The 23,512-nt window shown below is 33.3% G+C and carries 24 protein-coding genes; 11 read left to right on the top strand and 13 right to left on the bottom strand.

The genetic code is table 11. The annotated features are described in order from the left end of the window. Window positions 1-32 precede the first annotated feature (32 nt). Genes GKZ88_RS12045 through GKZ88_RS12025 form a run of 5 tightly spaced genes read right to left on the bottom strand, consistent with a single transcriptional unit; the run spans window position 33 to window position 5,215 of the window. On the bottom strand, window positions 33-1,496 hold the full coding sequence (locus GKZ88_RS12045) for a UDP-N-acetylmuramoyl-L-alanyl-D-glutamate--2,6-diaminopimelate ligase (protein ID WP_347343874.1): 1,464 nt from the start codon (window positions 1,494-1,496) through the stop codon (window positions 33-35). Beyond that, window positions 1,493-3,505 (bottom strand): penicillin-binding protein, encoded by a 2,013-nt coding sequence (locus tag GKZ88_RS12040; RefSeq protein WP_155102621.1) that lies wholly within the window; start codon window positions 3,503-3,505, stop codon window positions 1,493-1,495. Before GKZ88_RS12040 ends, GKZ88_RS12045 begins: the two co-directional genes overlap by 4 nt. After that, window positions 3,496-3,843, bottom strand: coding sequence for an FtsL-like putative cell division protein (locus GKZ88_RS12035; RefSeq protein ID WP_155102620.1), 348 nt, complete (start codon window positions 3,841-3,843; stop codon window positions 3,496-3,498). Before GKZ88_RS12035 ends, GKZ88_RS12040 begins: the two co-directional genes overlap by 10 nt. Before the next feature lie 15 nt (window positions 3,844-3,858). After that, entirely contained in the window at window positions 3,859-4,767 is a 909-nt protein-coding gene (gene rsmH / locus GKZ88_RS12030; RefSeq protein WP_196216475.1) for a 16S rRNA (cytosine(1402)-N(4))-methyltransferase RsmH, read from the bottom strand. Next, window positions 4,742-5,215, bottom strand: coding sequence for a division/cell wall cluster transcriptional repressor MraZ (locus GKZ88_RS12025; protein WP_155102618.1), 474 nt, complete (start codon window positions 5,213-5,215; stop codon window positions 4,742-4,744). The genes rsmH and GKZ88_RS12025 overlap by 26 nt, the downstream gene beginning before the upstream one ends. 377 nt (window positions 5,216-5,592) lie before the next feature. Here GKZ88_RS12025 and GKZ88_RS12020 point away from each other — a divergent pair, with 377 nt between their 5' ends. After that, a complete protein-coding gene (locus GKZ88_RS12020; RefSeq protein ID WP_035651753.1) occupies window positions 5,593-6,357 on the top strand; it encodes an alpha/beta hydrolase in 765 nt (254 codons plus the stop codon). Between the two features lie 43 nt (window positions 6,358-6,400). Beyond that, a complete protein-coding gene (yihA, locus tag GKZ88_RS12015; protein ID WP_155102617.1) occupies window positions 6,401-7,021 on the top strand; it encodes a ribosome biogenesis GTP-binding protein YihA/YsxC in 621 nt (206 codons plus the stop codon). Window positions 7,022-7,121: 100 nt separating this feature from the next. Here yihA and gldC read toward each other — a convergent pair whose 3' ends face one another. Both gldC and gldB read right to left on the bottom strand, forming a co-directional pair. After that, a complete protein-coding gene (gene gldC, locus GKZ88_RS12010; RefSeq protein ID WP_155102616.1) occupies window positions 7,122-7,457 on the bottom strand; it encodes a gliding motility protein GldC in 336 nt (111 codons plus the stop codon). Further along, window positions 7,457-8,413, bottom strand: a complete 957-nt coding sequence (gene gldB / locus GKZ88_RS12005) for a gliding motility lipoprotein GldB (protein WP_155102615.1) — start codon at window positions 8,411-8,413, stop codon at window positions 7,457-7,459. Before gldB ends, gldC begins: the two co-directional genes overlap by 1 nt. A 99-nt stretch (window positions 8,414-8,512) precedes the next feature. Between gldB and nadE the strand changes: the two genes are divergently transcribed. Next, window positions 8,513-9,319 (top strand): NAD(+) synthase, encoded by an 807-nt coding sequence (gene nadE / locus GKZ88_RS12000; protein WP_155102614.1) that lies wholly within the window; start codon window positions 8,513-8,515, stop codon window positions 9,317-9,319. Window positions 9,320-9,413: 94 nt separating this feature from the next. Further along, window positions 9,414-10,043 (top strand): response regulator transcription factor, encoded by a 630-nt coding sequence (locus GKZ88_RS11995; RefSeq protein WP_026730588.1) that lies wholly within the window; start codon window positions 9,414-9,416, stop codon window positions 10,041-10,043. An 84-nt stretch (window positions 10,044-10,127) separates the two neighbouring features. Here GKZ88_RS11995 and dnaG read toward each other — a convergent pair whose 3' ends face one another. The 4 genes from dnaG to GKZ88_RS11975 form a co-directional block, all read right to left on the bottom strand. Beyond that, the gene (dnaG, locus tag GKZ88_RS11990) at window positions 10,128-12,197 is read right to left on the bottom strand and encodes a DNA primase (protein WP_155102613.1); all 2,070 of its coding nucleotides are present in this window, start codon (window positions 12,195-12,197) and stop codon (window positions 10,128-10,130) included. A gap of 129 nt (window positions 12,198-12,326) precedes the next feature. Further along, entirely contained in the window at window positions 12,327-13,376 is a 1,050-nt protein-coding gene (locus tag GKZ88_RS11985) for a hypothetical protein (protein ID WP_155102612.1), read from the bottom strand. A gap of 98 nt (window positions 13,377-13,474) precedes the next feature. Beyond that, window positions 13,475-14,203: a hypothetical protein gene (locus tag GKZ88_RS11980; RefSeq protein WP_155102611.1), complete on the bottom strand. Its 729-nt coding sequence runs from the start codon at window positions 14,201-14,203 to the stop codon at window positions 13,475-13,477. Continuing rightward, window positions 14,190-14,750, bottom strand: coding sequence for an RNA polymerase sigma factor (locus GKZ88_RS11975; RefSeq protein ID WP_155102610.1), 561 nt, complete (start codon window positions 14,748-14,750; stop codon window positions 14,190-14,192). The genes GKZ88_RS11980 and GKZ88_RS11975 overlap by 14 nt, the downstream gene beginning before the upstream one ends. Window positions 14,751-15,027: 277 nt before the next feature. Between GKZ88_RS11975 and GKZ88_RS11970 the strand changes: the two genes are divergently transcribed. Beyond that, entirely contained in the window at window positions 15,028-15,531 is a 504-nt protein-coding gene (locus GKZ88_RS11970; RefSeq protein WP_155102609.1) for a hypothetical protein, read from the top strand. A 133-nt stretch (window positions 15,532-15,664) separates the two neighbouring features. Then, complete coding sequence (locus GKZ88_RS11965; RefSeq protein ID WP_155102608.1) at window positions 15,665-16,468, top strand: hypothetical protein; 804 nt, start codon at window positions 15,665-15,667, stop codon at window positions 16,466-16,468. A 2-nt stretch (window positions 16,469-16,470) separates the two neighbouring features. Here GKZ88_RS11965 and GKZ88_RS11960 read toward each other — a convergent pair whose 3' ends face one another. Then, the gene (locus GKZ88_RS11960) at window positions 16,471-17,448 is read right to left on the bottom strand and encodes a polyprenyl synthetase family protein (protein WP_155102607.1); all 978 of its coding nucleotides are present in this window, start codon (window positions 17,446-17,448) and stop codon (window positions 16,471-16,473) included. A gap of 157 nt (window positions 17,449-17,605) precedes the next feature. On the opposite strand from GKZ88_RS11960, the gene GKZ88_RS11955 reads away from it, so the two are divergent. Then, window positions 17,606-18,466 carry a hypothetical protein gene (locus GKZ88_RS11955; RefSeq protein WP_155102606.1) on the top strand — a complete coding sequence of 287 codons (861 nt, stop codon included), beginning with the start codon at window positions 17,606-17,608 and terminating at the stop codon, window positions 18,464-18,466. Between the two features lie 213 nt (window positions 18,467-18,679). Here GKZ88_RS11955 and rlmN read toward each other — a convergent pair whose 3' ends face one another. After that, window positions 18,680-19,729 (bottom strand): 23S rRNA (adenine(2503)-C(2))-methyltransferase RlmN, encoded by a 1,050-nt coding sequence (gene rlmN / locus GKZ88_RS11950; protein ID WP_155102605.1) that lies wholly within the window; start codon window positions 19,727-19,729, stop codon window positions 18,680-18,682. 287 nt (window positions 19,730-20,016) lie between these two features. Between rlmN and GKZ88_RS11945 the strand changes: the two genes are divergently transcribed. The 4 genes from GKZ88_RS11945 to GKZ88_RS11930 all read left to right on the top strand — a co-directional run bounded on the left by GKZ88_RS11945 (window position 20,017) and on the right by GKZ88_RS11930 (window position 23,351). Next, a complete protein-coding gene (locus GKZ88_RS11945) occupies window positions 20,017-20,586 on the top strand; it encodes a YceI family protein (protein ID WP_155102604.1) in 570 nt (189 codons plus the stop codon). Between the two features lie 5 nt (window positions 20,587-20,591). After that, entirely contained in the window at window positions 20,592-21,983 is a 1,392-nt protein-coding gene (locus tag GKZ88_RS11940) for a hypothetical protein (protein ID WP_155102603.1), read from the top strand. 5 nt (window positions 21,984-21,988) lie between these two features. Continuing rightward, window positions 21,989-22,540 carry a hypothetical protein gene (locus GKZ88_RS11935; protein WP_155102602.1) on the top strand — a complete coding sequence of 184 codons (552 nt, stop codon included), beginning with the start codon at window positions 21,989-21,991 and terminating at the stop codon, window positions 22,538-22,540. 217 nt (window positions 22,541-22,757) lie between these two features. Then, window positions 22,758-23,351 carry a YceI family protein gene (locus GKZ88_RS11930; protein WP_155102601.1) on the top strand — a complete coding sequence of 198 codons (594 nt, stop codon included), beginning with the start codon at window positions 22,758-22,760 and terminating at the stop codon, window positions 23,349-23,351. Window positions 23,352-23,512: the final 161 nt, after the last annotated feature.

Genomic DNA, 23,512 nt, shown 5'->3' with positions numbered 1-23,512 from the left:
ACTGGATTTTGAAATTTGGAATTTCTATTTTGTTATTTATTTAATTGTTCTAAAATTTCTTTTACAGTTTCCATATCATCAAAATGATGGCGAACACCATTTATTTCTTGATATGTCTCATGTCCTTTTCCTGCAATAAGAATAATATCATTTGGCTGAGCCAATTGACAAGCTGTTTTAATAGCTTGTTTTCTGTCTGTAATTCTTAATATTCTTTTGTAATTATGCGCTTCAACTCCTTTTTCCATTTCGTCTAAAATCACTTCTGGATCTTCGTTTCTCGGATTATCTGAAGTTAAAATTGCCTTGTCACTTAAGTCCGAAGCAATTTTTGCCATAATTGGCCTTTTTGTTTTATCTCTGTTTCCGCCACAACCTACAACTGTAATCAATTGCTCATTTTTTGTACGGATATCGTTAATCGTTTTCAGCACATTGTCTAAAGCGTCTGGCGTGTGCGCATAATCAACAATAGCTGTAATGTTTCCTTCTGAAACAATATATTGAAAACGCCCCGAAACACTCTCTAAATCAGACAGTAATCGTAACGCTTCAAGACTATCCATTCCTAATTCAATGGCAGTTCCATAAATTGCTAAAACATTGTATGCGTTAAAAGTTCCGATTAATTTCACCCAAACTTCATTATCATTTACTTTTAACAATAAACCAGACAATTGACTTTCTAAAATTGTTGCTTTAAAATCAGCATACGATTTTAAAGCGTATGTAAACTTTCTCGCCACCGTATTCTGCAGCATTACTGTTCCGTTTTTATCATCAATGTTTGATAAAGCGAAAGCCGTTTTTGGCAATGAATCAAAGAATGATTTTTTTACATCTCTATATTCTGCAAACGTTGGATGATAATCTAAATGATCGTGCGAAAGATTCGTGAAAATTCCGCCAACAAAATGTAATGCCTCTGTTCTCTTTTGATGAATTCCGTGTGAACTCACTTCCATAAAACAATGTGTTACGCCAGCTTCTATCATTTCATTTAAATAATGATTAATCGTTATAGAATCTGGTGTTGTATGCGTTGCAGGATATTCTGTTTCATCAACCATGATTTTCACAGTTGACAATAACCCCACTTTAAAACCTGCTTTTTTAAACAATTGAAACAACAATGATGCAATTGTAGTTTTACCGTTTGTTCCCGTTACTCCAACTAATTTTAATTTTTCAGATGGATTTCCGAAATAATTTGCAGCCATAAAAGCCAAAGCTGCGTTTGTATCTTGTACCTGAATATAAGTAATCCCTTTTTCAATAGTTGAAGGCAAAGTATCACAAATAACCGCAACAGCGCCAAGTTCAATTGCTTTCTGAATGTAATCATGCCCATCAGAAAGTGAACCGCGAATGGCAACAAAAATATCATTTGCTTCTACTTTTCGAGAATCAAATTCAATTTTTTGAATACCAGCTTCTGTCGAACCAGTTACTGACTCGATTGCTACTTTATATAATATGTCTTTCAGTATTTTCACGATAATTCTAATACTATAGTTGTGTTTTTAATTATAGTTTCTCCTGCCTGAATAGATTGCTTTTTCACCTTTCCAACACCAATAACTTTTACTTTTATCTTAGCATTAAGATTTTCCAATAAAGCCACCGCATCCATTCCTGGCATTCCTTTTAAATTTGGAATCTGATTTGTTTTTTTTCTTGATTCCAAATCATATTTTTCATAACTGATTTCTTGTTTCGGAATTTTAGAATCCAGCTGTTTTATTTTATTTGTCGAAGGTGCATCTGTAAATATTTTTTGGGCAATTCTTTTAAAAACCGGTCCCGCAACATCTGCTCCGTAATAATTATTATTAGCGGTATTTGGCTTATGAACCACTACAATACAAGAATATTTAGGATGATCTGCCGGAAAATATCCAGCGAAAGAAGAAGCATAATACATTCCTTCTCTTCCTGCCTTACCATAATTTACCATAGCTGTTCCTGTTTTTCCTGCCATCGAAAAATCTTTCGAATACAACTTAGAACCCGTTCCTTTTTTTACCACATTTTGCAAAACTGCTCTAACCTTTTTAAGCGTTTCCGGTGAACAAATCTTTGGATTGATTACTTCTGTATCAAACGTTTTAATGGTTTTATTCCATTCTTTAATTTCCGATACAAATTGCGGTTTCACCATTACACCATTATTTGCAACTGCATTATATAATGTCAAAGTCTGCATTGGCGTAACCGAAACTCCATAACCAAAAGCCATCCACGGAAGCGAAACTCCTGACCAGTTTTTATCTTTTGGATGAGGAATAATTGCTCTTCCTTCTCCTTTAAAATGCAATCCTAAAGTCTTATCCAGTCCAAAATTCTTTATGTGATCAACAAATTTTGATGGGTTATTTTTGTAATTATCATAAACCGCCTGAACCATAACTGTATTTGACGAAAGTTCAAATCCACGAGCCAAAGAAACTTTTCCGTAACCTCCGTTGTGCGAATCGCGAACCGAGCGCCCGTAATATTTAATTATACCGTTATGACTATCATATACCGTGCTTGTGTCCGCAACTTTATCTTCTAAAATCGCCATTAAATCAACCAATTTAAAAGTTGATCCTGGTTCGTGAGATTCTGCTACCGCATAGTTTGTAGTCTCAATGTAAGATCCGTCTTCCTGTCTTCCTAAATTCGAAATTGCTTTTACATGACCTGTTTCGGTTTCCATTACAACCACACAGCCATGATCTGCTTCATATTCTTCCAACTGTTTTAATAAAGCATGATGTGCAATATCCTGAATAAAAACATCTATCGTAGAAATTACATCATAACCATCAATTGGATCTACTTCGTTTACGTCACGAATTGGTTTCCATTGGCCTTTTGCAATTTTTTGTTTTAGAATTTTACCGTCTTTTCCGTTCAAATAACTTTTAAAAGCCCATTCGATTCCTTTTCCAACTTCTACTCCTGTTGCTGGATCAATTTTGTCGTAACCAATTGTTCTTTCTGCAATTTTTCCTATCGGATGTTTTCTAACCGTTTCTTGTTCAATTATGATTCCGCCTTTAAAAGCACCTAAATTAAATAACGGAAAACCTTTAATTTTAACGTATTCCGTATAGCTTAATTTACGGGCAATCAAATAATAACGATTTTTATTTGCTCTGGCTTTTCTTAATTCCTGTTCGTAATAACCAGCAGGTCTGTCCAAAACTGTAGCCAATGAATCTGATAATACTTTTACATATTTTTCAAAAGTTTCCTGTTTTGGCGCTTTTGCATCAAAACGAATCTCGTAATTTGGAATTGACGTTGCCAATAAACTTCCGTCAGCCGAATAAATATTTCCTTTGTTTGCTGGAATAATAAAATTTCTGACCGTACGCTGTTTTGCCAGTTGTCTATAATGATCCCCTTCAACCCACTGAATATTGGTTAATTTAACGACAATAGCAATTGCCATCACGAAGATGAAAACTGCTACGAGGTAAATTCTGTAGGATATATGTTTATCGTCTACTGCCATATTCTTTTAAAGAAACTTTTTTCTTCTTCTTTTTTAACTTCTATTTTTATTGGAGGAACCGTTGATGGAAAAATCTGTTTTTCAAGCATTTTATCCGAAATCGTTGATTCCATTTTTAATTTCATTAATTCTGAACGTCGGTCTACAAACTCAGATCGCAATTCTTTTACTTCATTGTTCAGTTTTGCAATTTCAAAAACCTTTTGTTCGTATCGCTGTGTATTGGCAATCATTATTATGGCAAGCAAAATGATAAAAACTATGAATCGCCAGTTTTTCAGCGCGTCATCGTTGATTAGAAATCTTGCTTTTAATATGCCAAATACTCCACTTTTCATTTCTTACCTATTATATTATATCTTTTCAGCAATTCTCAATTTTGCACTTCTTGCTCTATTGTTGATTTTGATTTCAGCTTCATCAGGAACAATCAGTTTTCCGATGGTTTTAAATGGAACTGAAAAATTTCCAAAAAAATCGCGTTCCGGCTCTCCTTCAAACATTCCATTTTTAATAAATCTTTTTACCAAACGATCTTCTAAAGAATGATACGAGATTACTGAGAATCTTCCGCCTGGGTTTAAAATTTCCAATGACTGCTCAATAAATTCTTTTAGAACGTCCATTTCCTGATTTACCTCAATTCGAATCGCCTGATAAATTTGAGCCAATATTTTATTTTTAACTCTTTCTGGTAAATATTTCGCCAAAACCTCTTTTAACTCATCTGTCGTTTTGATTGGATAACCTTGTCTTGCTTCAACAATTGTTCTGGCTAAAACCGGCGCGTTTTTCAACTCCCCATAATCAAAAAAAACACGACGTAAATCCTGTTCTTCATATTCGTTAACCACCCGATAAGCATTTAAATCATTTTTCTGACTCATCCGCATATCCAGTTCGGCATCAAATCTTGTTGAGAAACCTCTCTCTGGAACATCAAACTGATGTGATGAAACACCCAAATCAGCTAAAATTCCGTCAACACTTTTTACACCATGAAAACGAAGAAATCTTTTTATAAATCTGAAGTTCTCATTAATTAAGGTAAACCTTTCATCTGGCAGTGCATTTGCGAGTGCATCTTCATCTTGATCAAAAGCAAATAATTTTCCATTTGGCCCCAAGCGTCTCAAAATTTCTTTTGAATGGCCGCCGCCTCCAAAGGTTACATCCACATACACACCATCTGGTTTAATATTTAAACCATCAACTGTTGGATGAAGCAAAACCGGATTATGATATTCCATTGTCGTCGTCATTAATATTTCCCATTACCTCCTCGGCTAAATCAGCAAAATCCATATCTTCGCCGCTTATTGATTTTTCGTATAAATCTTTATCCCAAATTTCCACAATATTAACCGCAGAAGAAAAAACAACATCTTTAGAAATACTTGAAAAAGCTACTAAATCTTTTGGAACCAGCAATCTTCCTAATGCATCAATCTCTACCATTTTAACACCAGCAGTAAATCTTCGAATGAAATCATTGTTCTTTTTTACAAAACGATTCAGCTTGTTGATTTTTTGCATCATCAAGTTCCATTCTTCCATTGGATATAATTCTAAACACGGCTGGAAAACAGAACGCTTCAAAACGAAACCGTCCTGAAGAGAGGGAGCCAATTGCTTTTTCAAAGGAGCCGGCATCATTAGCCTTCCTTTAGCATCGACTTTGCACTCATATGTTCCAACAATTGTGTTCAAAAAAATCAATTAAGATGTTATAGGACAAAAATATAAAAAATATTACCACATTTTACCACAATATACCACTTTGTTAATAAGTTTAACCACTTTTCTACCACCTCAACTAAACAATAGACAATCAATACCTTAACTTATTATTAGCGTTTTCTTAATAACGCTAATCATTCAAAAAAAATAACCACCAATTTTCTTAAAAAAATGCTTATTGTATCGATTTCTTAACATTTGCTATTTTACTTAAAAAACACCTTAAAAACTGATTTTTAACCACTTAGAAATTCTACAAAAATTATCTAGTTAAAAAACAGCAGCAAAAATTCATTTTTATTTATTAAACCCTATATTTGTCGAAATTGAAATTGGCATAAGATTAAATGGACAAACACTACAAAAAAGAAGGCAAATACAGCTATTTTGAAGCTGGAGAAGGAACTCCTATCGTAATTTTACACGGGTTAATGGGAGGCCTTAGTAATTTTGATGGTGTAGCGCAATATTTCCCATCGAAAGGATACAAAGTTGTTATCCCGGATTTGCCAATCTACACACAAAGTATTTTAAAAACTAATGTAAAAAGTTTTGCTAAATACGTAAAAGACTTTATCACTTTTAAAGGTTTTGACAAGGTTATTTTATTAGGAAATTCATTGGGCGGGCACATCGCATTGTACCACACAAAGTTATATCCTGAAAAAGTTGCCGGACTTGTAATCACTGGAAGCTCTGGACTTTATGAAAGTGCAATGGGCGACAGTTACCCAAGAAGAGGCGATTATGAATATATCAAAAAGAAAGCTGAAGATGTATTTTACGACCCAAAAATTGCAACTCCTGAACTTATTGATGAAGTGTATGCAACTGCCAATGACCGTATTAAGCTGATTAAAACTTTAACGATTGCTAAAAGTGCAATTCGTCATAATATGGCTAAAGATTTACCAAAAATGACAGTGGAAACCTGTATTATTTGGGGTAAAAACGATTCTGTAACACCTCCAAATGTTGCCGAAGAATTTGATAAATTATTGCCTAATTCAACTTTGTATTGGATTGACAAATGTGGACATGCCGCTATGATGGAACATCCCGATGAATTCAACGAGATTCTTGAAAAATGGCTTACTGAGCAGAAATTTTAGCATACGACTTTCGCCTTTTAAGAAAGTTTAAAAACAAAAAAACATGAAAATTACTTCTGCCGAATTTATTATCAGTAATTCTGATGCTTCTAAATGCCCGGCTGAATTTTTACCGGAATACGCATTTATCGGCCGATCTAACGTTGGTAAATCTTCGTTGATCAACATGATTACTAATCATAAAAATTTAGCAAAAACATCAGGAAGACCTGGAAAAACACAATTAATAAATCACTTTAAAATCAATAACAATTGGTTTTTAGTCGATTTGCCAGGTTATGGTTATGCTAAAGTTTCTAAAAAAACGAAATCGGTTTTCCAACAGTTTATTACTGATTATTTTGAAAACAGAGAACAGCTTGTGTGCGCTTTTGTTTTAATTGATATTCGCCACGAAGCTCAAAAAATTGACATTGAATTTATGTCGTACATGGGAGAAAGCGAAATTCCGTTTTGCATTATTTTTACCAAAGCCGACAAAATCAGCAAAGTAAAAATTGACTCTCATATTGCCGCCTACAAAAAACAAATGTACGCTAACAATTGGGCCGAAATGCCTCATTATTTTGTTACCTCATCGACCGAATCAATTGGAAAAGAAGATCTTTTGACTTATATCGATGAAGTAAATCAGGAAGTTTTTAAAAACAACAGCCAATTTTAGATTCCAAATTTTAATCGAAAGAAAAGAAATACTCAATAAAAAAATCCCAAATTCCAATTGTAATGCTTGGAATTTGGGATTTTTAATATTGGAATTTTAATTACTTCGTAAGTTCCAGTTTTTCTGCAAAATAATCACAGAAATCTTTCATTGTGTCTGACATTTTTTCGTCGTCTGTTGCACGCTTAAAAGTATCCGCCATTGCTACTAAAGTCTGGTGAAAAAAGATTTTCATTTCATCAACCGGCATATCTTTTGTCCATAAATCGATACGCATGGTTTCTTTAGCTTTGCTGTCCCAGATAGAAAGCATAATTGCTTTTGCTTCTTCGGCCTGCACACCACCGTCCTGCGCACTCCATGTTAATTTTTCTGGAACGCGGTTTTCGTCTAATTCTATATTGAATTTAATTTCTGAATTTATTGTATTTGACATTATTTCTTAGGTTTATATTTTGACTTTTCGAAAATTTCTTTCGCATTAACTTTTAATAATTCCGGCAAAGTTACGTTGTTATTTTTCATATACGAACGCACCATCTGCCAGCCAATCCAAGCGCCTACTCTTCCTGGCGAATCGTTGTCGATCTCTAAATAAAATTTAGAAAACGGAGCTGGAGCAATAAATCTTGTTGTAAGTTTTGGATCATCGCTGTACAACATTTCTTTTTCTAGAAAATAGCGCCACATATAAGCTTCATTTTCCTCGCACCATTTTATTTGTTCTGGCGTATATCCCATTTTATCAGCATCTGAATATTCAGGCAGAAGCAAATCTTTTGCATACAATTGCTTTCCTTCAAAAATCATCTGAGAAATCAGATTTCTTTCGCCGTAAGCAGGAATGTTTCTGTAAGCAAAACTCGAAACTACATCTGGCATGATTTGTTTCTCTTCAAAATTTTGCTTCACATAATTTGGAAACTCATAAAATTTATGTTCTTTTCCTAAATACAATTCTAATGCTACAATTACCAAACTGTCGGCATATATTGCTTTAGCAGTATAATCCATTTCTCCAATAACGGTAATTACTTTTGGCGTTTTGGTTTTTGGAAAATAATATTTTACATGCTGAAAAAGCGAATTGAATTCCTGACGAACTGGTTCAAAATTGCTGTATTTTTTTTGCACTTCGCTGTACACTTCTCGCCAAATTGGTTCCTGCATTTTCTGCAGCCAGACTGCATCATCATTTCCTGCCGGAAAAAAGTAAGGATATTGCTTTTTTAATTTTCCTAGATCTTCAGGTTTTGCCTCAAAAAACGCTTTGTCAAAACGTTCTACTTTAATGTCAACCGGAATTTCTTCAACTTCTTTTTCGACCTTGCTTTTTTGTTCACAGGACAAAAAAAACACGCACAGAAGCAACGTAAAGCGATATAATTTCATTTTATTTTAATTAGATTTGTGTTGCATAAATTTAAATAAATCCATACTTAAAAATATTTGTGCAAATATACATCCCTGTATCTTAAAACTTGAACTATTATGGCTAAAAAAAGTACTATTCAAACAGAAAAAGTAAATATCCACATTGTAGAGTGGCTAAAAAATTATGCTGAACGCGCAAAAGTAAACGGTTTTGTAATTGGAATTTCTGGCGGAGTTGATTCTGCTGTTACCTCAACTTTATGTGCTCAGACAGGTTTAAAGGTTTTATGTGTTGAAATGCCGATTCATCAAGCCGAAAGTCAAGTTTCAAGAGGAAGAGAACATATTGACCAATTAAAAAAACGTTTCCCTAATGTTTCAAGCACAGAAACCGATTTAACGGCCACTTTTGAAGCTTTTAAGGCTTCTGTTCCAAAAACTGATGACGAAGCAAAGGTTAATTTATCTTTGGCCAATACACGCGCTCGTATTCGAATGACTTCTTTATATTATTTAGCAGGAATTCATGGTCTACTTGTTGCCGGAACCGGAAATAAAGTTGAAGATTTTGGCGTAGGATTTTATACAAAATATGGCGACGGCGGCGTCGATTTAAGTCCGATTGCTGATTTAATGAAATCGGATGTTTATGCTTTAGGCGAATTTTTAGCAATTCCGCAATCAATTTTAACTGCCGCACCAACAGACGGATTATTTGGCGATAATCGTACAGATGAAGATCAATTGGGCGCAAGTTATGACGAACTTGAATGGGCAATGTTAGCCGCGGAGTCAGGAAAAACGGCAGATGACTTTGATGGGAGAGAAAAATCTGTCTTCGAAATTTATAAACGATTAAACACCAGCAACAAGCACAAAATGGATGCAATTCCGGTATGTTTGATACCAAAAACGTTAAAATAAAACTTTTTAACATTTGTCAGCTATAAACTACAGAATTTATTTATTAATTTTACCGTTCCAAAAACATGATAACAATTCTAAAAAGGTAAAAATTATGATTAAAGTATGTCTAGCAGACAATCATCCTGTGACGCACTTTGGCGTTAAGTCTTATTTCAAAGACCACGATCAAATTTCAATTGTTGCCAACGTAGGCAATTTTTCAATGGTTAGAGACATTCTTCAGACGAAGGAGATCGACATCCTAATTCTAGATTTAGAGTTAGAAGGTCTTTCGAGCATCTTTGAAGTTAAATCGATCCTGAAAAACTTCCCAAAAACAAAAATTGTAATTTTTAGTGACCTCGCTGAACAAATGTATGCTCCAAATGCAATTAAAGCAGGAGTTTCAGGGTATGTACACAAAACAGAAAAACTTGAAACATTAGGTCTTTCTATTATTAAAGTACATGAAGGAAAAATTATTATCAATGAAACAGTTCGCAAAAACATGGCCCTTATTGCTAAACAAAGCAAAAGCGAACGTTTGTACAGAAAACTTTCTAATCGCGAGATTGAAGTTCTGCGTTACTTAAGTGACGGAAAGAAAAACAATGAAATTTCTAAAATCTTAAATCTGAACGAAAAAACGATCAGTACTTACAAATTAAGATTATTGACTAAATTAAATGTTACTAATTTAGTTGACTTAGTAAACAAAGCTAAGACTTTAGAAATTATTTAAATTAATGGTTGATTTGCTCCGGCAAAACCATCAGTCATAAAAAAAAGCTCTATATTGTTTATCGATATAGAGCTTTTTGAATTTTTAGTGATATGGAACTACGACTCGGCCCAATTTCTTCGAAAAATTATTGAGCAGTTTCGAATAATCTACCACCATCGACAATACTTCTGAATTATCTTCCTGCGGATCTGTCATCAATGAATTCTTCAAATCATGAATAATTTTTGAAACCAAATACCAGCGCAGTGAAAATATAGTATCTGAAACATTTTGTTCGATCGTTACATTTTTATGTTTCGGAAAAATATTCTGCCCTTCCCAGTCGTGGATAACTACTTTTTCATCTTCCATTAAAATATTTGTTACTTCCTGCGCAAATTCTGGAGGCAGATGCATTAAGTATTTATCTAAGCTGAATGTTTCGTTTTGATTGTAAAAATCAATTAAACCACTGAAGATACTCTGAAATAATGTATTTGATAATTCAATCTCATCTTCCTGAAGGCTTAAATATACTTTTTCAAATACTTTATATTCTCTTTTTTCAGAAACTTCTTTTATATTTCCTTCTTCATCTGCTTTTAAGAAAACATCTTCGAAATTTTCAACAACACTTCCATACAAAAGAAGAATTTCAATGACTTTTCTTTCGAATTCATATAAAATATCTACTTTTTGTTCCTGCACTGCTGCATAACCCGGATCTCCCGGATAATCATAACCCTCTGGCGGTCCTGTTCTTGGATCTTCTGGATCTCCTCCTGAAAATCCTGCATTCTGTGGAGACTGATTTCTATGAACTTCAAAAGGTTTCTGTTCCTGCTTTTGCTTTTTATTCGCTTCGGCAATATCTTTTTGAATCAGCTGTGCTAAAGTACTCACCAAAACCTGCTCCGAAATATCCATTATTCGGGCACATTCCTGAACATATACTTCACGCTGAATGCGGTCTGGGATTTTTGAAATACTGACAACCATATCCCGAATCAAATCGGCTTTTTTTATTGGGTCGTTTTTAGCTTCGTTCATTAAAATCGAAGCTTTAAACTGTATAAAATCTTTACTGTTATTTTCTAAATAAGCAACTAATTCGTCATGAGAATTTTTTCGTGCAAAACTGTCTGGATCTTCTCCGTCAGGAAAAGAACAAACTCTAACGTTCATACCTTCTTCCAAAATCAAATCGATTCCTCGGATAGACGCGCGTAAACCTGCCGCATCACCATCAAAAAGAACGGTAATATTTCTGGTCAAACGATTAATCAAACGAATCTGATCTGGCGTTAAAGCGGTTCCAGATGAAGCCACAACATTTTCAATTCCGGCTTGGCTAAACTGAATTACATCTGTATATCCTTCAACCAAATAACAATTGTTTTGTTTAGCGATGGATTGTTTAGCATGATAAATTCCGTAAAGCACTTTACTTTTATGGTAAATATCACTTTCTGGCGAATTCAGATATTTTGCTGCTTTTTTGTCATTCGTTAAAATACGTCCTCCAAAACCTAATACACGGCCCGACATACTTTGAATTGGGAACATCACACGGCCTTTAAATCGGTCAAACGGACGATCTTCTCTTGCGATGGTTAAACCTGTGCTTTCTAAAAATTCTAATTTATATCCTTTTCCTAAAGCTTCTTTGGTCAAAGCATCCCAAGTTTCTGGAGAATATCCTAAATTGAATTTCTTAATGGTTTCATTCGTAAATCCTCTTTCTTTAAAATAGGACAAACCGATGGCTTTTCCTTCTTCAGAATTCAATAAAACATCCTGAAAATATTTGGCTGCAAATTCAGAAACCAAATACATGCTTTCTCGAATATCTGTATTTGCTTTTTCAGCTTCGGACTGTTCTGTTTCTTCAATTTCGATATTGTATTTTTTGGCTAAATACCGAATCGCTTCAGGATACGTAAACTGCGAATGTTCCATCAAGAATTTAACCGAGTTTCCGCCTTTTCCTGTACTAAAATCTTTCCAGATTCCTTTTGCAGGCGAAACCATGAACGAAGGAGAACGTTCATCTGAGAACGGACTCAAACCTTTAAAGTTACTTCCCGCACGCTTCAAATTCACGAAATCGCCAATAACCTCCTCTACTCGAGCAGTTTCAAAAACAGTATCAATTGTATTTTGTGAAATCAAAACGTAAATTTATTTTTTAAAAGTTGAAAGCCTGTAAAAGTACATAAATCCTTCCTGAAATTTATTTTTAAACTAAAAAAAGTGCCTCTCGCGAAGCACTTTCCTACTAACTAAACTTAAACTTTAAACTTAATTAAAATCAAATCGAAGTCCCATTGAAATATTGTTTTCCTTAACTAAATTGTCTTGAAACAACGGATTCAAATCGTATTTTACATATAAGCTTAATTCTCTGTAACCAATATAAGAACTTACTCCGTAAATGAAATTATTTACATTGTACTCGCCTTTTATGGTACTTTTATATTTTAAATCGTCTTCTTCGAATTTTAAAATCTGTTTTGATTTTACATTGATTCCGGCGTAACCTCCCACTCCAAAACGGAAACTTTTATGCGTTTTGAAATAGGTTTTTCCATCTTTTACTGTTGGTCTTGTAAAATCAAATTCTAAATGGGCTGGAAGTACTAAGTATACATTTCTAAAACGTGATTCCGTTAGATTTACAGCATTCGTTTCCAAATTTGTCTGATCGCCATTCACTACAAAAGTGCGGTTGTCTGTTGGACGAATATTATTATACATTAACGAAAGTCCGTATTTAGCATGCAGTAAATTATCGTTTTTCATTAATCTTGAATTATAAGTAAAACCCCATTCGTAAAAATGCGAACCTATAAAACTGTAATTTGAATCCTGATATTTCCCATCGACCATCGTATTGTTTAAACCAAGTGCAAAAACAAACTGCGATGTCGTTCTTCTTTCACCTCGAATCGAATCCTTACGTTTTTTATCATTCCAGTCATTTTTATCCCAGTAGATTACGATTTTGCCTTTTTTTGTTGAATCCTGTTCTTTCAGTTTTCCGTCTACTTTTTGCTGTACAAGATCGTTCAGTTCATTTTGTGCCAAAGTCACTTTTTCTTCAATAATTACGGCTCTGGCTTCGGCCAATTCTTTTTTGCGTTTATCTGCTTGTTCCTGCGTAATTTTTCCTTCTGATAATTGCACGTTTACGGCTTCAACTTCTTGTTTTAAAGTTTCTTTTTCTTCTTTCGTAACTTTCTCGATTTTATTGGCAATTTTCTTCGCTTTTGATTCAAAAGTTTCTTGCCCCAAAACCTTGCTGACAAATAAGAAAATTAGAATTACGAGATAAATGGTAAAATTTTTCATGATTGATTTTTTAAATTTGATTGTGATTGATGATGATTTATTTAATTGTGAATTGTTAACTCTTTACTCTTGCTTCTTTGTTCTTTGTTCTTTATTCTCTACTCCTGCTGATTTCTGTTTGCCAAAGCCACTTTTACCGTCTGATAATTTTTATTGACTTTTGTGATTACTTTTTCTCTGAACGACTGTTCTAATTCGCCGTCAACCTGATTTAGTAGATCATTGGCATTGACTTTAATTTTTGATTTTGGCTTAGCCGAATTTTCTGCTACAATTGTTTTTTCTGCCGAATTCAGTAATTGATCTACATTATCTTTTTTAGGCACTTCGGGAATTTCTGTTTGATTATTAACTGATTGTTTTTCTTGATTGTTTTTGATGATGATTGAAGACTCCGCTATTTGATTTGATTCATTTTTACTGATTTTATTTGATTTTTGTTCCGAAGAATTGTGATTATTTTTTTCTTCCTTATTTAAAGTTTCTTTTGAAGGATTTTCAGAAACAGCGATTTCACTTTTAACTGTGTCAACGCTATTTAAAATTGGTTTTGCAACAGAATCTTTTTCAGCTTCTTTTTCAACTACTGAATTTTTTGGCGTTTCAATTGTGCTTTCCTTTTGATTGAAAAAGAAAGTTCCAACCAATAAAAATCCGATAAGACTTGCTGCGATGTACAGCCATTTTTTATTTTTCCTTTTAGGCTGTTTTTTTTCTTCGGCAACACTCAACATTGCATCTAATCGATCCCAGGCTTTATCGCTTGGTTCAATTTTGCGCTGATTTAGTTTTTTACGGAAATCCTTTTCAAAATTATTCGGTTCCATTATCTTGTTTTTTTAAAATAGTAATTTGTGTTTGTAGCATTTTTCTAGCGTGCGATAATTGCGATTTTGATGTTCCCTCATTAATTCCTAACATCTTGGCAATTTCATTGTGTTTGTAACCTTCGATCGCATATAAATTGAAAACCATTTTATAGCCGTCCGGCAAAGCGTCAATTAAAAACTGAATCTGTTCAACTGTAAACCGGCTGTCGATTTCGTTGAAACTTTCTTCAACAAAAAATTCATCTTCGGCAAATTTTACCTTTTTCTGAACTCTTAAGTAGGATATGCATTCGTTAACCATAATTCGGCGAATCCATCCTTCAAAACTTCCCTTGTGTTTAAACTTGCTTAAGTTGGTAAACACTTTCATAAAAGCCGTTATCATTACATCTTCTGCCAGCTGAATATCCTTTATATATTGTCGGCATACGCTTAACATTTTCGAAGAAAACTTGCCATAAATCTGCTGTTGTGCCTGACGATTATTTTCGACAGCCAGCTTTATGATTTTGGTTTCTTCTTGATGTAACGGAATAATTTTCATTAATAAGCTTTCGGTTTTGGTTTTAGAAACAGACTTCTATTAGCATAGACGATTGTCGATTTAAAATGGTTGCATGAGGGTGAAAAAAAATCCAATAAAAAATTATTTCACAACTGTAAACTTATAGAAACTTTTGGCATAATGCCTTAAAATTCCTCAGAATCTGGAGCCTTTTAAAATTTACTTCTTTTAAAAATAAAATTTGATTTAACGCTAAAACACTTATATTTACTTTACCGAATTATATCCAAAACATAAAAAAACCTTATTTTAAATTATGAAATTATCTGAAAAAATCTGGGGTGTTGTCTTAGTAATTATCGCCTTTTCGTGCTGTAAACAGTGTTCAAGTGAATACATTAAAGGCGGCGACAACAAAGCAATCTCTAATTATGAAAAAATGATTTTTGACAATTCAACTGCAGTAGCCGAATTGTATCCTGAATACAAAGAAACTACAGTCAAAATTGCTCACGTACCAATTAAAACGTATGAATTTAGATATCACTTTGATGTAAACGGAAATAAATATGAAGGCCAGCATACTTTTAGTACTGATTTACCAAAATCAAATCAGCTGAAAGTCTATTATTTAAAAGACGATCCGAATTTTAACACTCAAGATCCTCAAACCAAATTAGACGCAGAAAAAGAGAAAAACTCATCAAACAGCAGTTTATATTGGGCAATAGGATGGGGAATACTTGGTTTAATGATGCTTTATGGCCTTATTAGTGAATTAAGAAAAAAACCAGCAGAAATAGCTGAACCCGCTGAATAAAATTAAAGCGACAATATAATTACAAACCTCTTTTAAAATTTAAAGGAGGTTTTTTTATAGAATGTTAACTAAAAAGAAGATGAATTGGTAAATAAAAATATCTAAATTATATTTGATTAATAGTTTAATAGAAATGGGAAGAACAACATGGTTTTATAAATTGAATGCTGAAAAGGCAAAAAGTAATTTAATTTTAGATTTACATTCTCGAACAAAATTTAAAAAGTCTTTTGAAGATTTTATTAACGAAAGAAAAGCCGAATTTGGAGATGACTTTGATGTAACATTCAATGATGTAATTCAAAAAGTCAGTTCTAATATTAATACTATTCGTCCAAATGAATTATGGGAATTAACATATTGGCTTGATGAAAACAAATATGAGAGAACGGGACAAGGAGAAAATTACGAAAAAGTTTATACCGAATTATATACTAATAATGGCATAGAATCGCTTTATGAAATACAAAGCATAAATGCATATGGTTTTATGTTTCAATATGGAAATTTTACAGATTATTTTGAAATAGATGAGACTGACGAACCATATGATGGAGGCAGAAATGTAAATGCTAAAAAGTTTACACGTTTTTTAGATTATATGATTCTTTTAATGAAAAAAGTTTCAGAAGCAGATTTAAATGAAAATGAATATAAATATGAACCTTTTAACGAAGAAGTTGAAGAAATATCCAAAATTGAAAATTTAAATCAAGAGAATAAATTATTATTCGAAATCATAGAGAATGAATTTATCTCATTAAAAAGAAACTTTTTTAAAGAGAAAGAAAAAGAAAATTTAGAAGAAAACTACAGATCCAGAAATCCTGATTACTATACTGTTTTTTGTGCTGAAGGTTTTCTTGAAAATTGTATTAGAATGAAAAGAGAAATCGAAGAAATTAATACTAATATTTTAATAGTAGATTCAATGTAAAACTATTTCTTCCTTTCAATAACGTAATTCACCATTAAAATAAGTGCCGATTTATATTCAGAATCATCGAAGTTTTGAAGCAGAGAAAGTGCTTCTTGTTGAAATTCCACCATTTTGTTTTCGGCGTAAGCCAAACCATTATTATCTTTTACAAAAGCAATCACTTCTTTTACGCGTTTTTTGTCTTTGTTGTGATTTTTAATAGAGTTTATCAGCCACTTTTTTTCCTGTGGCGTACAAGTATTCAAAACATGAATTAAAGGCAAAGTCATTTTTTGCTCTTTAATATCGATTCCGGTTGGTTTTCCGATTGCTTCTTCGCTGTAATCAAATAAGTCATCTTTAATTTGAAAAGCCATTCCGATAAGTTCTCCAAATTTGCGCATATTCTCAACCTGAATATCATCTTCAATTACTGCTTTTGCACCAAGCGCACAACATGCGGCGATAAGTGTCGCGGTTTTCTTTCGGATGATTTCGTAATAAATATCTTCGGTAATATCGAGTCTTCGGGCTTTTTCAATTTGAAGCAGTTCGCCTTCGCTCATTTCGCGAACGGCAACAGAAATAATTCGAAGCAAATCAAAATCACCGTTATCAATAGAAAGCAGCAATCCTTTTGAAAGTAAATAATCTCCAACAAGAACCGCAATTTTGTTTTTCCAAAGCGCGTTGATAGAGAAAAATCCGCGTCGGCGATTACTGTCGTCAACAACATCATCATGAACTAAAGTGGCCGTGTGAATTAATTCGATTACAGAAGCTCCACGATACGTTCTTTCGTTTACAATACCTCCAGAAACCATTTTTGCAGTTAAAAAAACAAACATTGGGCGCATTTGCTTTCCTTTTCGATTCACTATATAATAAGTAATTCGGTTCAGCAGCGCGACCTTTGAAGTCATCGATTCATGAAACTTTTTTTCAAAAAGTTCCATTTCGTTAAAAATGGGCTGTTTTATTTGAGAAGTAATATTCATTTCGATTTCAAATATACTATTTTAAATAAAAAAACGTTGTCTATTTTATGTTAGTATATCAATAATTTGCATACTAATATAAATTCACCACGAAAACACATTCTAGTTAAAGCCTAATTTGAGTTCATTAATTAAAATCACGTAAAACTAATTTATTATGAAAACAAAAATTTTCTTTATTGGAACATTAGCAGCTTTATCTTTTTTTATCAGCTGTAACTCTGATGAAAAAACAAATGACGGATCATCTGCAGCAATTACGAAAGATGAGATCATTACAAATTCTAAAATTGATGCCTCAATTGATGATGTAACGAATATTGCTGAAGATCAATTTAGTGCACAGCAAAACGTAACCGCAAAACCAAGCGGCGTGGTAAAAAATTTCCTTCCGAGCTGTGCTACTATTACAACAGTATTAACTAACAACACCTGGACAAGAACTGTCGATTTTGGTGCTGAAGGCTGTACACTTGGAAACGGAAACACTGTAAAAGGAAAAATGATTATTTCTTTTTCTAATGATTTTGCATCTTCTACACAAACGATTAGTTATACTTTTGATGGATTTTATCACAATGGCAAAAAACTTCAAGGAAGCAAAAGCATAGTTCGAACTGTAAAAACAACCGATTTGCTTGCAACAGCACATCCTGTTTTCACCGCTGCAATCGACTTGACTATTACTTTTGATGATGGAGGCGTTTATACTCGAAAAGGTACACTGGTTAAAGAACAAGTTGAAGGTTTTGATACTTGGTTCAATTGGGATGACAATGCTTATCTGGTAACTGGAAGCGGTACAACAACTTTCCCAAATGGAGATACTTTCTCTGCTGAAATTACTACCCCTTTACAATTTAAAGCATCATGCAAAAAAGCATTTCCTGTAAAAGGAGTTCTCTCTGTAACTAAAAATGGAGCTACAGCAGTTATTGATTATGGCAATGGAGACTGCGATACGCTTGCAACAATTACAAAAGACGGAGTAACAGAAGAAGTTGATTTGAAAAAATAAATCCTTTTTGCCTAAAAAAAAGCATTAAGATCGAGGATATTCCTGATTCTTAATGCTTTTTTTGTTTATTTAATTAAGTCCCAACGGGGACATTATTGCTATGATTTTCGAATATCTTGCTACCAATATTCAACTCCTAGCGGAGTATACAAATCTTCGAAAAATTTTCTTTCTTCTTTGTTCTTTCCTCTTTGTTCTTTCCTCTTTTACGGATTATGCATCAGCTTCTTTATTGGCCAATTGTCCGCAAGCGGCATCAATATCTTTTCCGCGGCTGCGTCTTACTTTTACAACTACTCCAATATTCTCTAAAGCTTTTATATAAGCTAAAATCGATTCTTCTGAAGCCTGTTGAAATTCTCCATCATCAATTGGGTTATATTCTATTAAATTGACTTTGCAAGGCACATATTTACAGAATTTGACCAAAGCATCAATAGAAGCTTTATCGTCGTTGATTCCTTTCCAGACTACGTATTCGTATGAGATTTTACTTTTTGTTTTTCTGTACCAATATTCCAATGCCTCACGCAAATCCTTTAAAGGAAAATTTTTACTGAAAGGCATGATCTTCGCACGCGTTTCATCAATCGCCGAATGTAGTGAAACTGCCAATTTGAATTTCACATCGTCATCGGCCATTTTTTTGATCATTTTCGGAATTCCCGAAGTCGAAACCATAATACGTTTTGGCGACATTCCTAAACCTTCTGGAGAGGTAACCATATCGATTGCTTTAATGACATTATTGTAATTCATTAAAGGTTCTCCCATTCCCATAAAAACAATATTAGAAAGCGGATGATTGTAATACAAACGGCTTTCTTTGTCAATTGCCAAAATCTGATCGTAAATTTCACCTGGTTCTAAGTTACGCATACGCTTTAATCTAGCCGTAGCACAAAAATTACAATCTAAACTGCATCCTACCTGACTTGAAACACAAGCCGTTGTTCTAGTATCTGTTGGAATCAAAACAGATTCAACTACTAAACCATCGTGCAGCCGTACGGCATTTTTTACCGTTCCGTCAGTGCTGCGCTGCATGGTATCAACTTTTATATGATTGATAACAAAATTATCTTCAAGCATTGAACGTGTTGTTTTGGCAACATTGGTCATGTCTTCAAAACTATGTGCCCCTTTGCTCCACAGCCATTCATATACTTGATTTCCACGAAAAGCTTTGTCATTATTTGCGACAAAAAAATCTCGCAACTGCTCTTTTGATAAGGCTCTTATATCTTTTTTCTCCATTTGCATGCTGCAAAGTTAAGTATTTGTTCATTTCTAAAAGAATAAAGAAAGAACCAATCTGTAAAAATGAAAAAATTAACATACCTAAACAAGTTAAAAACAATGATTCTGTCTAAACAGTTATAGGATTTCCCGAAAACATAAGCAATGAAAACGTTGTAGTTATAAATACTGTTTTAATAAAATTTTAACAATGATTTTTGTCATAAAAAAACTACAACAACTAAGATACATTTGACCCAAGATTAGTAAATGCGCATAGTACTACACTACAAACATAAAATCAATACAAAATGAAAACAGTAAAATTAAAATTAATACTATCACTGATAACATTCTTAGGAATTACATCATTTGTGGTTGCACAAAAATCATACAATTTAGACTCTAAATCTGCTTTTTCGGTTTCAGGTACCTCAACGCTGCATGATTGGGAAATGAAATCAGGTTCTGGAACCGGATTAGCAAACTTAACAATAGCCAATTCAAAGCTCACTGAAATCGAATCGCTGTCTGTTACGCTTTTAGCAGAAAATCTAAAAAGCGAGAAAAAAAGCATGGACAAAGTAGCGTATGAAACTTTGAAAACAGACAAAAACAAAAACATTAAATATGTTTTAAAATCTGCCGAAAAAGTAAACGAAACAACTTGGGAACTAACAGGAACTTATACAATTGCCGGAGTTAGCAAAGTCTATAAAACCACAGCAAAAACAACTGTTACAAAAGACGGGTTAAATCTGCAGGGAACAAACAAAATTACTTTTGCTGATTTTGGAATGAAAGCTCCAACCGCATTGCTCGGCACTATCAAAACCGGACAAGATTTAACTATAAAATTCAATTTAAACTTTAATTTATAACTGCCATGAAGAAGATTTATGCCGCATTTATTACGTTAGCAAGTACATTTGCTATTAACGCACAGGTTAGTTTTGGTCATATTCAAAATCAAATTCCGAGAGGCCAAAAAGGAATTAATCAATTTGATGTTAAAAAAGATACAGTCACTTACAAAGGATTAAGTGTTGATATGGGTGCCGCGTTTGCACTTCAATTTCAAGCTGTAAATTCGTTCAACGACCAGCAAAACCTTGCCACAGCACCAAACTACAGATTAAACAATCTAGAGAATAATTTCAATTTGCCAAATGCCAACTTTACGATTGGAGCGCAATTATATGATGGTGTTCGCGTAAATTTAGATGCTTATTTAGCATCTAGACACCATAACGAAACTTGGGTTAAAGGAGGGTATCTGCAAATTGACAAATTAGACTTCATTAAAAAAGATTTCCTTGCTGATTTCATGAAGTACACCACGATCAAAATTGGTCAGATGGAGAACAACTATGGTGACGCTCACTTTAGAAGATCTGATAACGGGAACGCCTTTATGAATCCGTTCGTAGGGAACAACATAATGGACGCCTTTATTACCGAAATGGGAGCCGAAGTTTATTACAACAGATCTGGATTTGTAAGTATGATTGGGGTTACGAACTCTAAACTGAACCAAAACGTTCAGGAAATTGTTGCTGCAGCTCCTACTGTATCAAAACCGGAGAATAACTCTACAATAAGTCCTTCTATCCTTGCAAAATTAGGCTGGGACAAACAAATCAACGAAGATTTAAGAATTAGATTAACAGGATCTTATTATCATACCGCAAATTCTAGTGGAAATTTATATGCATCTGATAGAGCTGGAAGCCGTTTTTACGGTGTAATGAGCCATTCTGACTATACTATTATAAATCCAGCAACTGGAGCAATTGTAAGCACTGTTGCCAATAATTTTGATCCAACAGCAAATAAAGATACTGGAAGATTTAACCCTAATTATGGAAACTGGGCAACATCATACATGGTAAACCCTTTTATCAAATATAAAGGTCTTGAATTCTTTGGAACTTTAGAATTTACTTCTGGAGGTGATTATAAAGGAACAGATGACAGCAGAAAAGTAAATCAATATGTTGGAGATTTGGTTTATCGTTTTGGGGAAAATGAAAGATTTTATGTGGGCGGAAAATACAATTTAGTTGATGGAAAACTCGCTAATGCAAATGCAGAAGCGATTCAAATAAACAGATTTGAAGCTGCCGCTGGATGGTTTATGACAAAAAATGTTTTGGCTAAATTAGAATATGTAGATCAAAATTATAAAAACTTCTCTCAATTTAATGGTGCAACACCAAACGATCTTTTTGGCGGAAGCTTTAAAGGATTAATGTTCGAAGCAGTAATTTCATTCTAACACAAATGTTAAATAAATTTTATGTTTTAATTACGGGTTTAGCAGTTTTCTTTTTTTTAGGAAGTGCTAAACCCACTTTTTTTTCAGAGGATACAGCCGTGATAATAAATAAAATAAAAATAGAAATCACCGGAGCATCAACTGTTGGCAAATACAATTGCTCAAATACGTTTTCTATAAAAGATACTGTCTACGTAAATTCAGTTAAAAGAAACGCTTTCAATACCGAAATCAAAATGTCCAACTTTGATTGTGGCAATAAAATAATGACCAAAGATTTACAGGGAACCGTAAAAGTGAAACAATTTCCAAACAGTACTGTTTCAATTTCAGATGTAAGGCCATGCGGAAAAAACTATAAATCCAAATTAAACTTTTACATTACAGACAAAACATTAAAATACAAAGACTTTATTTTATACAATACAGACGATAAAATTCAAGGAACACTTGGTTTAAAATTCTCTGATATAGAATTAGAACCTCCCGTAAAAATGGCTGGTTTAATAAAAGTAAAAGATGATATCGTAATCAATTTCAGCCTTTACAAAAATTAAAAACCACAAATAATATTTTCTATACAAAAACTTATACAAGCGAGGAGGCAAATGTTTTACTCCAGTATACGTCTTTAATAAAACCCTAACCATGATTTTTATCAGCTCTTTTACTATTCCTTCACAATAAATTTGACTCAAGAAAAAGATAGGATTTATAATTTAAAATCAAATTCGAATTATAAGTTATCTAGGTTTAACTAAATACCACATACAAATGAGACCGATCAAATTAATTTTATTAGCCGCAGTAATTACATTCTCAATTCAAGTAAATGCACAAAAGAGATTCAGTTTAGCAAAATCAATTTTTGAGGTTGCTGGAACTTCTAACATACATGATTGGGTAATGAAATCTTCTGAAGGAACTGGCAGTGCTTTTTTGACCATTACAGATTCAAAACTTACAGATATTAAAAACTTAACCATTACATTGCCAGCAGAAAGCATAAAAAGCAGTAAAACCAGCATGGACGATGTAGCATATGAAACTTTAGATACTAAAACATACAAATACATTAAATACGTTTTAAAATCTGCAGAAAAAGTAAACGAAACAACATGGATACTAACTGGAACTTTCACGATCGCTGGTGCAAGTAAAGATTATAAAACCCAAATAAAAGTAACAGCGTATGACAACAGTACTTTTGTTTTTCAAGGCTCTAACCGAATTACTTTTACTGATTTTGAAATGACGCCTCCGTCAGCTGCACTTGGTGTAGTTAGAGCGGGCAAAGAATTAACGATACTTTTCAATATTACTTTAACTGATTTTGCAAAAAATGAAAATGTTTTAGTTATTAAATAGCTCACTTGTGGCAGCGAGTTCGATTGAATTAGAACAGCAGATAATTTTTCTTAAAAATAAATTTATCAAAAAAAGAAGTTTCTATTCTAAAACTAAAAAGTTTGGCACAAGAATTGTCTAGCTCTTAAAAGAAAAATAATCTTACAAAGCGCGCAATAATT

The organism is Flavobacterium sp. LC2016-01 (assembly GCF_009711135.1).
Lineage (GTDB): Bacteria > Bacteroidota > Bacteroidia > Flavobacteriales > Flavobacteriaceae > Flavobacterium.
Note: the sequence above shows the minus strand (reverse complement) of the source record. Positions and strands in the feature narration are given on the sequence as shown.

Excerpts from the sequence above, each read along its gene's own strand:
- GKZ88_RS12040 (WP_155102621.1), bottom strand. The coding sequence starts at position 3,505 with ATGGCAGTAGACGATAAACATATATCCTACAGAATTTACCTCGTAGCA.
- GKZ88_RS12035 (WP_155102620.1), bottom strand. The coding sequence starts at position 3,843 with ATGAAAAGTGGAGTATTTGGCATATTAAAAGCAAGATTTCTAATCAAC.
- rsmH (WP_196216475.1), bottom strand. The coding sequence starts at position 4,767 with ATGACGACGACAATGGAATATCATAATCCGGTTTTGCTTCATCCAACA.
- GKZ88_RS12020 (WP_035651753.1), top strand. The coding sequence starts at position 5,593 with ATGGACAAACACTACAAAAAAGAAGGCAAATACAGCTATTTTGAAGCT.
- yihA (WP_155102617.1), top strand. The coding sequence starts at position 6,401 with ATGAAAATTACTTCTGCCGAATTTATTATCAGTAATTCTGATGCTTCT.
- gldC (WP_155102616.1), bottom strand. The coding sequence starts at position 7,457 with ATGTCAAATACAATAAATTCAGAAATTAAATTCAATATAGAATTAGAC.
- gldB (WP_155102615.1), bottom strand. The coding sequence starts at position 8,413 with ATGAAATTATATCGCTTTACGTTGCTTCTGTGCGTGTTTTTTTTGTCC.
- nadE (WP_155102614.1), top strand. The coding sequence starts at position 8,513 with ATGGCTAAAAAAAGTACTATTCAAACAGAAAAAGTAAATATCCACATT.
- GKZ88_RS11995 (WP_026730588.1), top strand. The coding sequence starts at position 9,414 with ATGATTAAAGTATGTCTAGCAGACAATCATCCTGTGACGCACTTTGGC.
- GKZ88_RS11985 (WP_155102612.1), bottom strand. The coding sequence starts at position 13,376 with ATGAAAAATTTTACCATTTATCTCGTAATTCTAATTTTCTTATTTGTC.
- GKZ88_RS11980 (WP_155102611.1), bottom strand. The coding sequence starts at position 14,203 with ATGGAACCGAATAATTTTGAAAAGGATTTCCGTAAAAAACTAAATCAG.
- GKZ88_RS11975 (WP_155102610.1), bottom strand. The coding sequence starts at position 14,750 with ATGAAAATTATTCCGTTACATCAAGAAGAAACCAAAATCATAAAGCTG.
- GKZ88_RS11970 (WP_155102609.1), top strand. The coding sequence starts at position 15,028 with ATGAAATTATCTGAAAAAATCTGGGGTGTTGTCTTAGTAATTATCGCC.
- GKZ88_RS11965 (WP_155102608.1), top strand. The coding sequence starts at position 15,665 with ATGGGAAGAACAACATGGTTTTATAAATTGAATGCTGAAAAGGCAAAA.
- GKZ88_RS11960 (WP_155102607.1), bottom strand. The coding sequence starts at position 17,448 with ATGAATATTACTTCTCAAATAAAACAGCCCATTTTTAACGAAATGGAA.
- GKZ88_RS11955 (WP_155102606.1), top strand. The coding sequence starts at position 17,606 with ATGAAAACAAAAATTTTCTTTATTGGAACATTAGCAGCTTTATCTTTT.
- rlmN (WP_155102605.1), bottom strand. The coding sequence starts at position 19,729 with ATGCAAATGGAGAAAAAAGATATAAGAGCCTTATCAAAAGAGCAGTTG.
- GKZ88_RS11945 (WP_155102604.1), top strand. The coding sequence starts at position 20,017 with ATGAAAACAGTAAAATTAAAATTAATACTATCACTGATAACATTCTTA.
- GKZ88_RS11940 (WP_155102603.1), top strand. The coding sequence starts at position 20,592 with ATGAAGAAGATTTATGCCGCATTTATTACGTTAGCAAGTACATTTGCT.
- GKZ88_RS11935 (WP_155102602.1), top strand. The coding sequence starts at position 21,989 with ATGTTAAATAAATTTTATGTTTTAATTACGGGTTTAGCAGTTTTCTTT.
- GKZ88_RS11930 (WP_155102601.1), top strand. The coding sequence starts at position 22,758 with ATGAGACCGATCAAATTAATTTTATTAGCCGCAGTAATTACATTCTCA.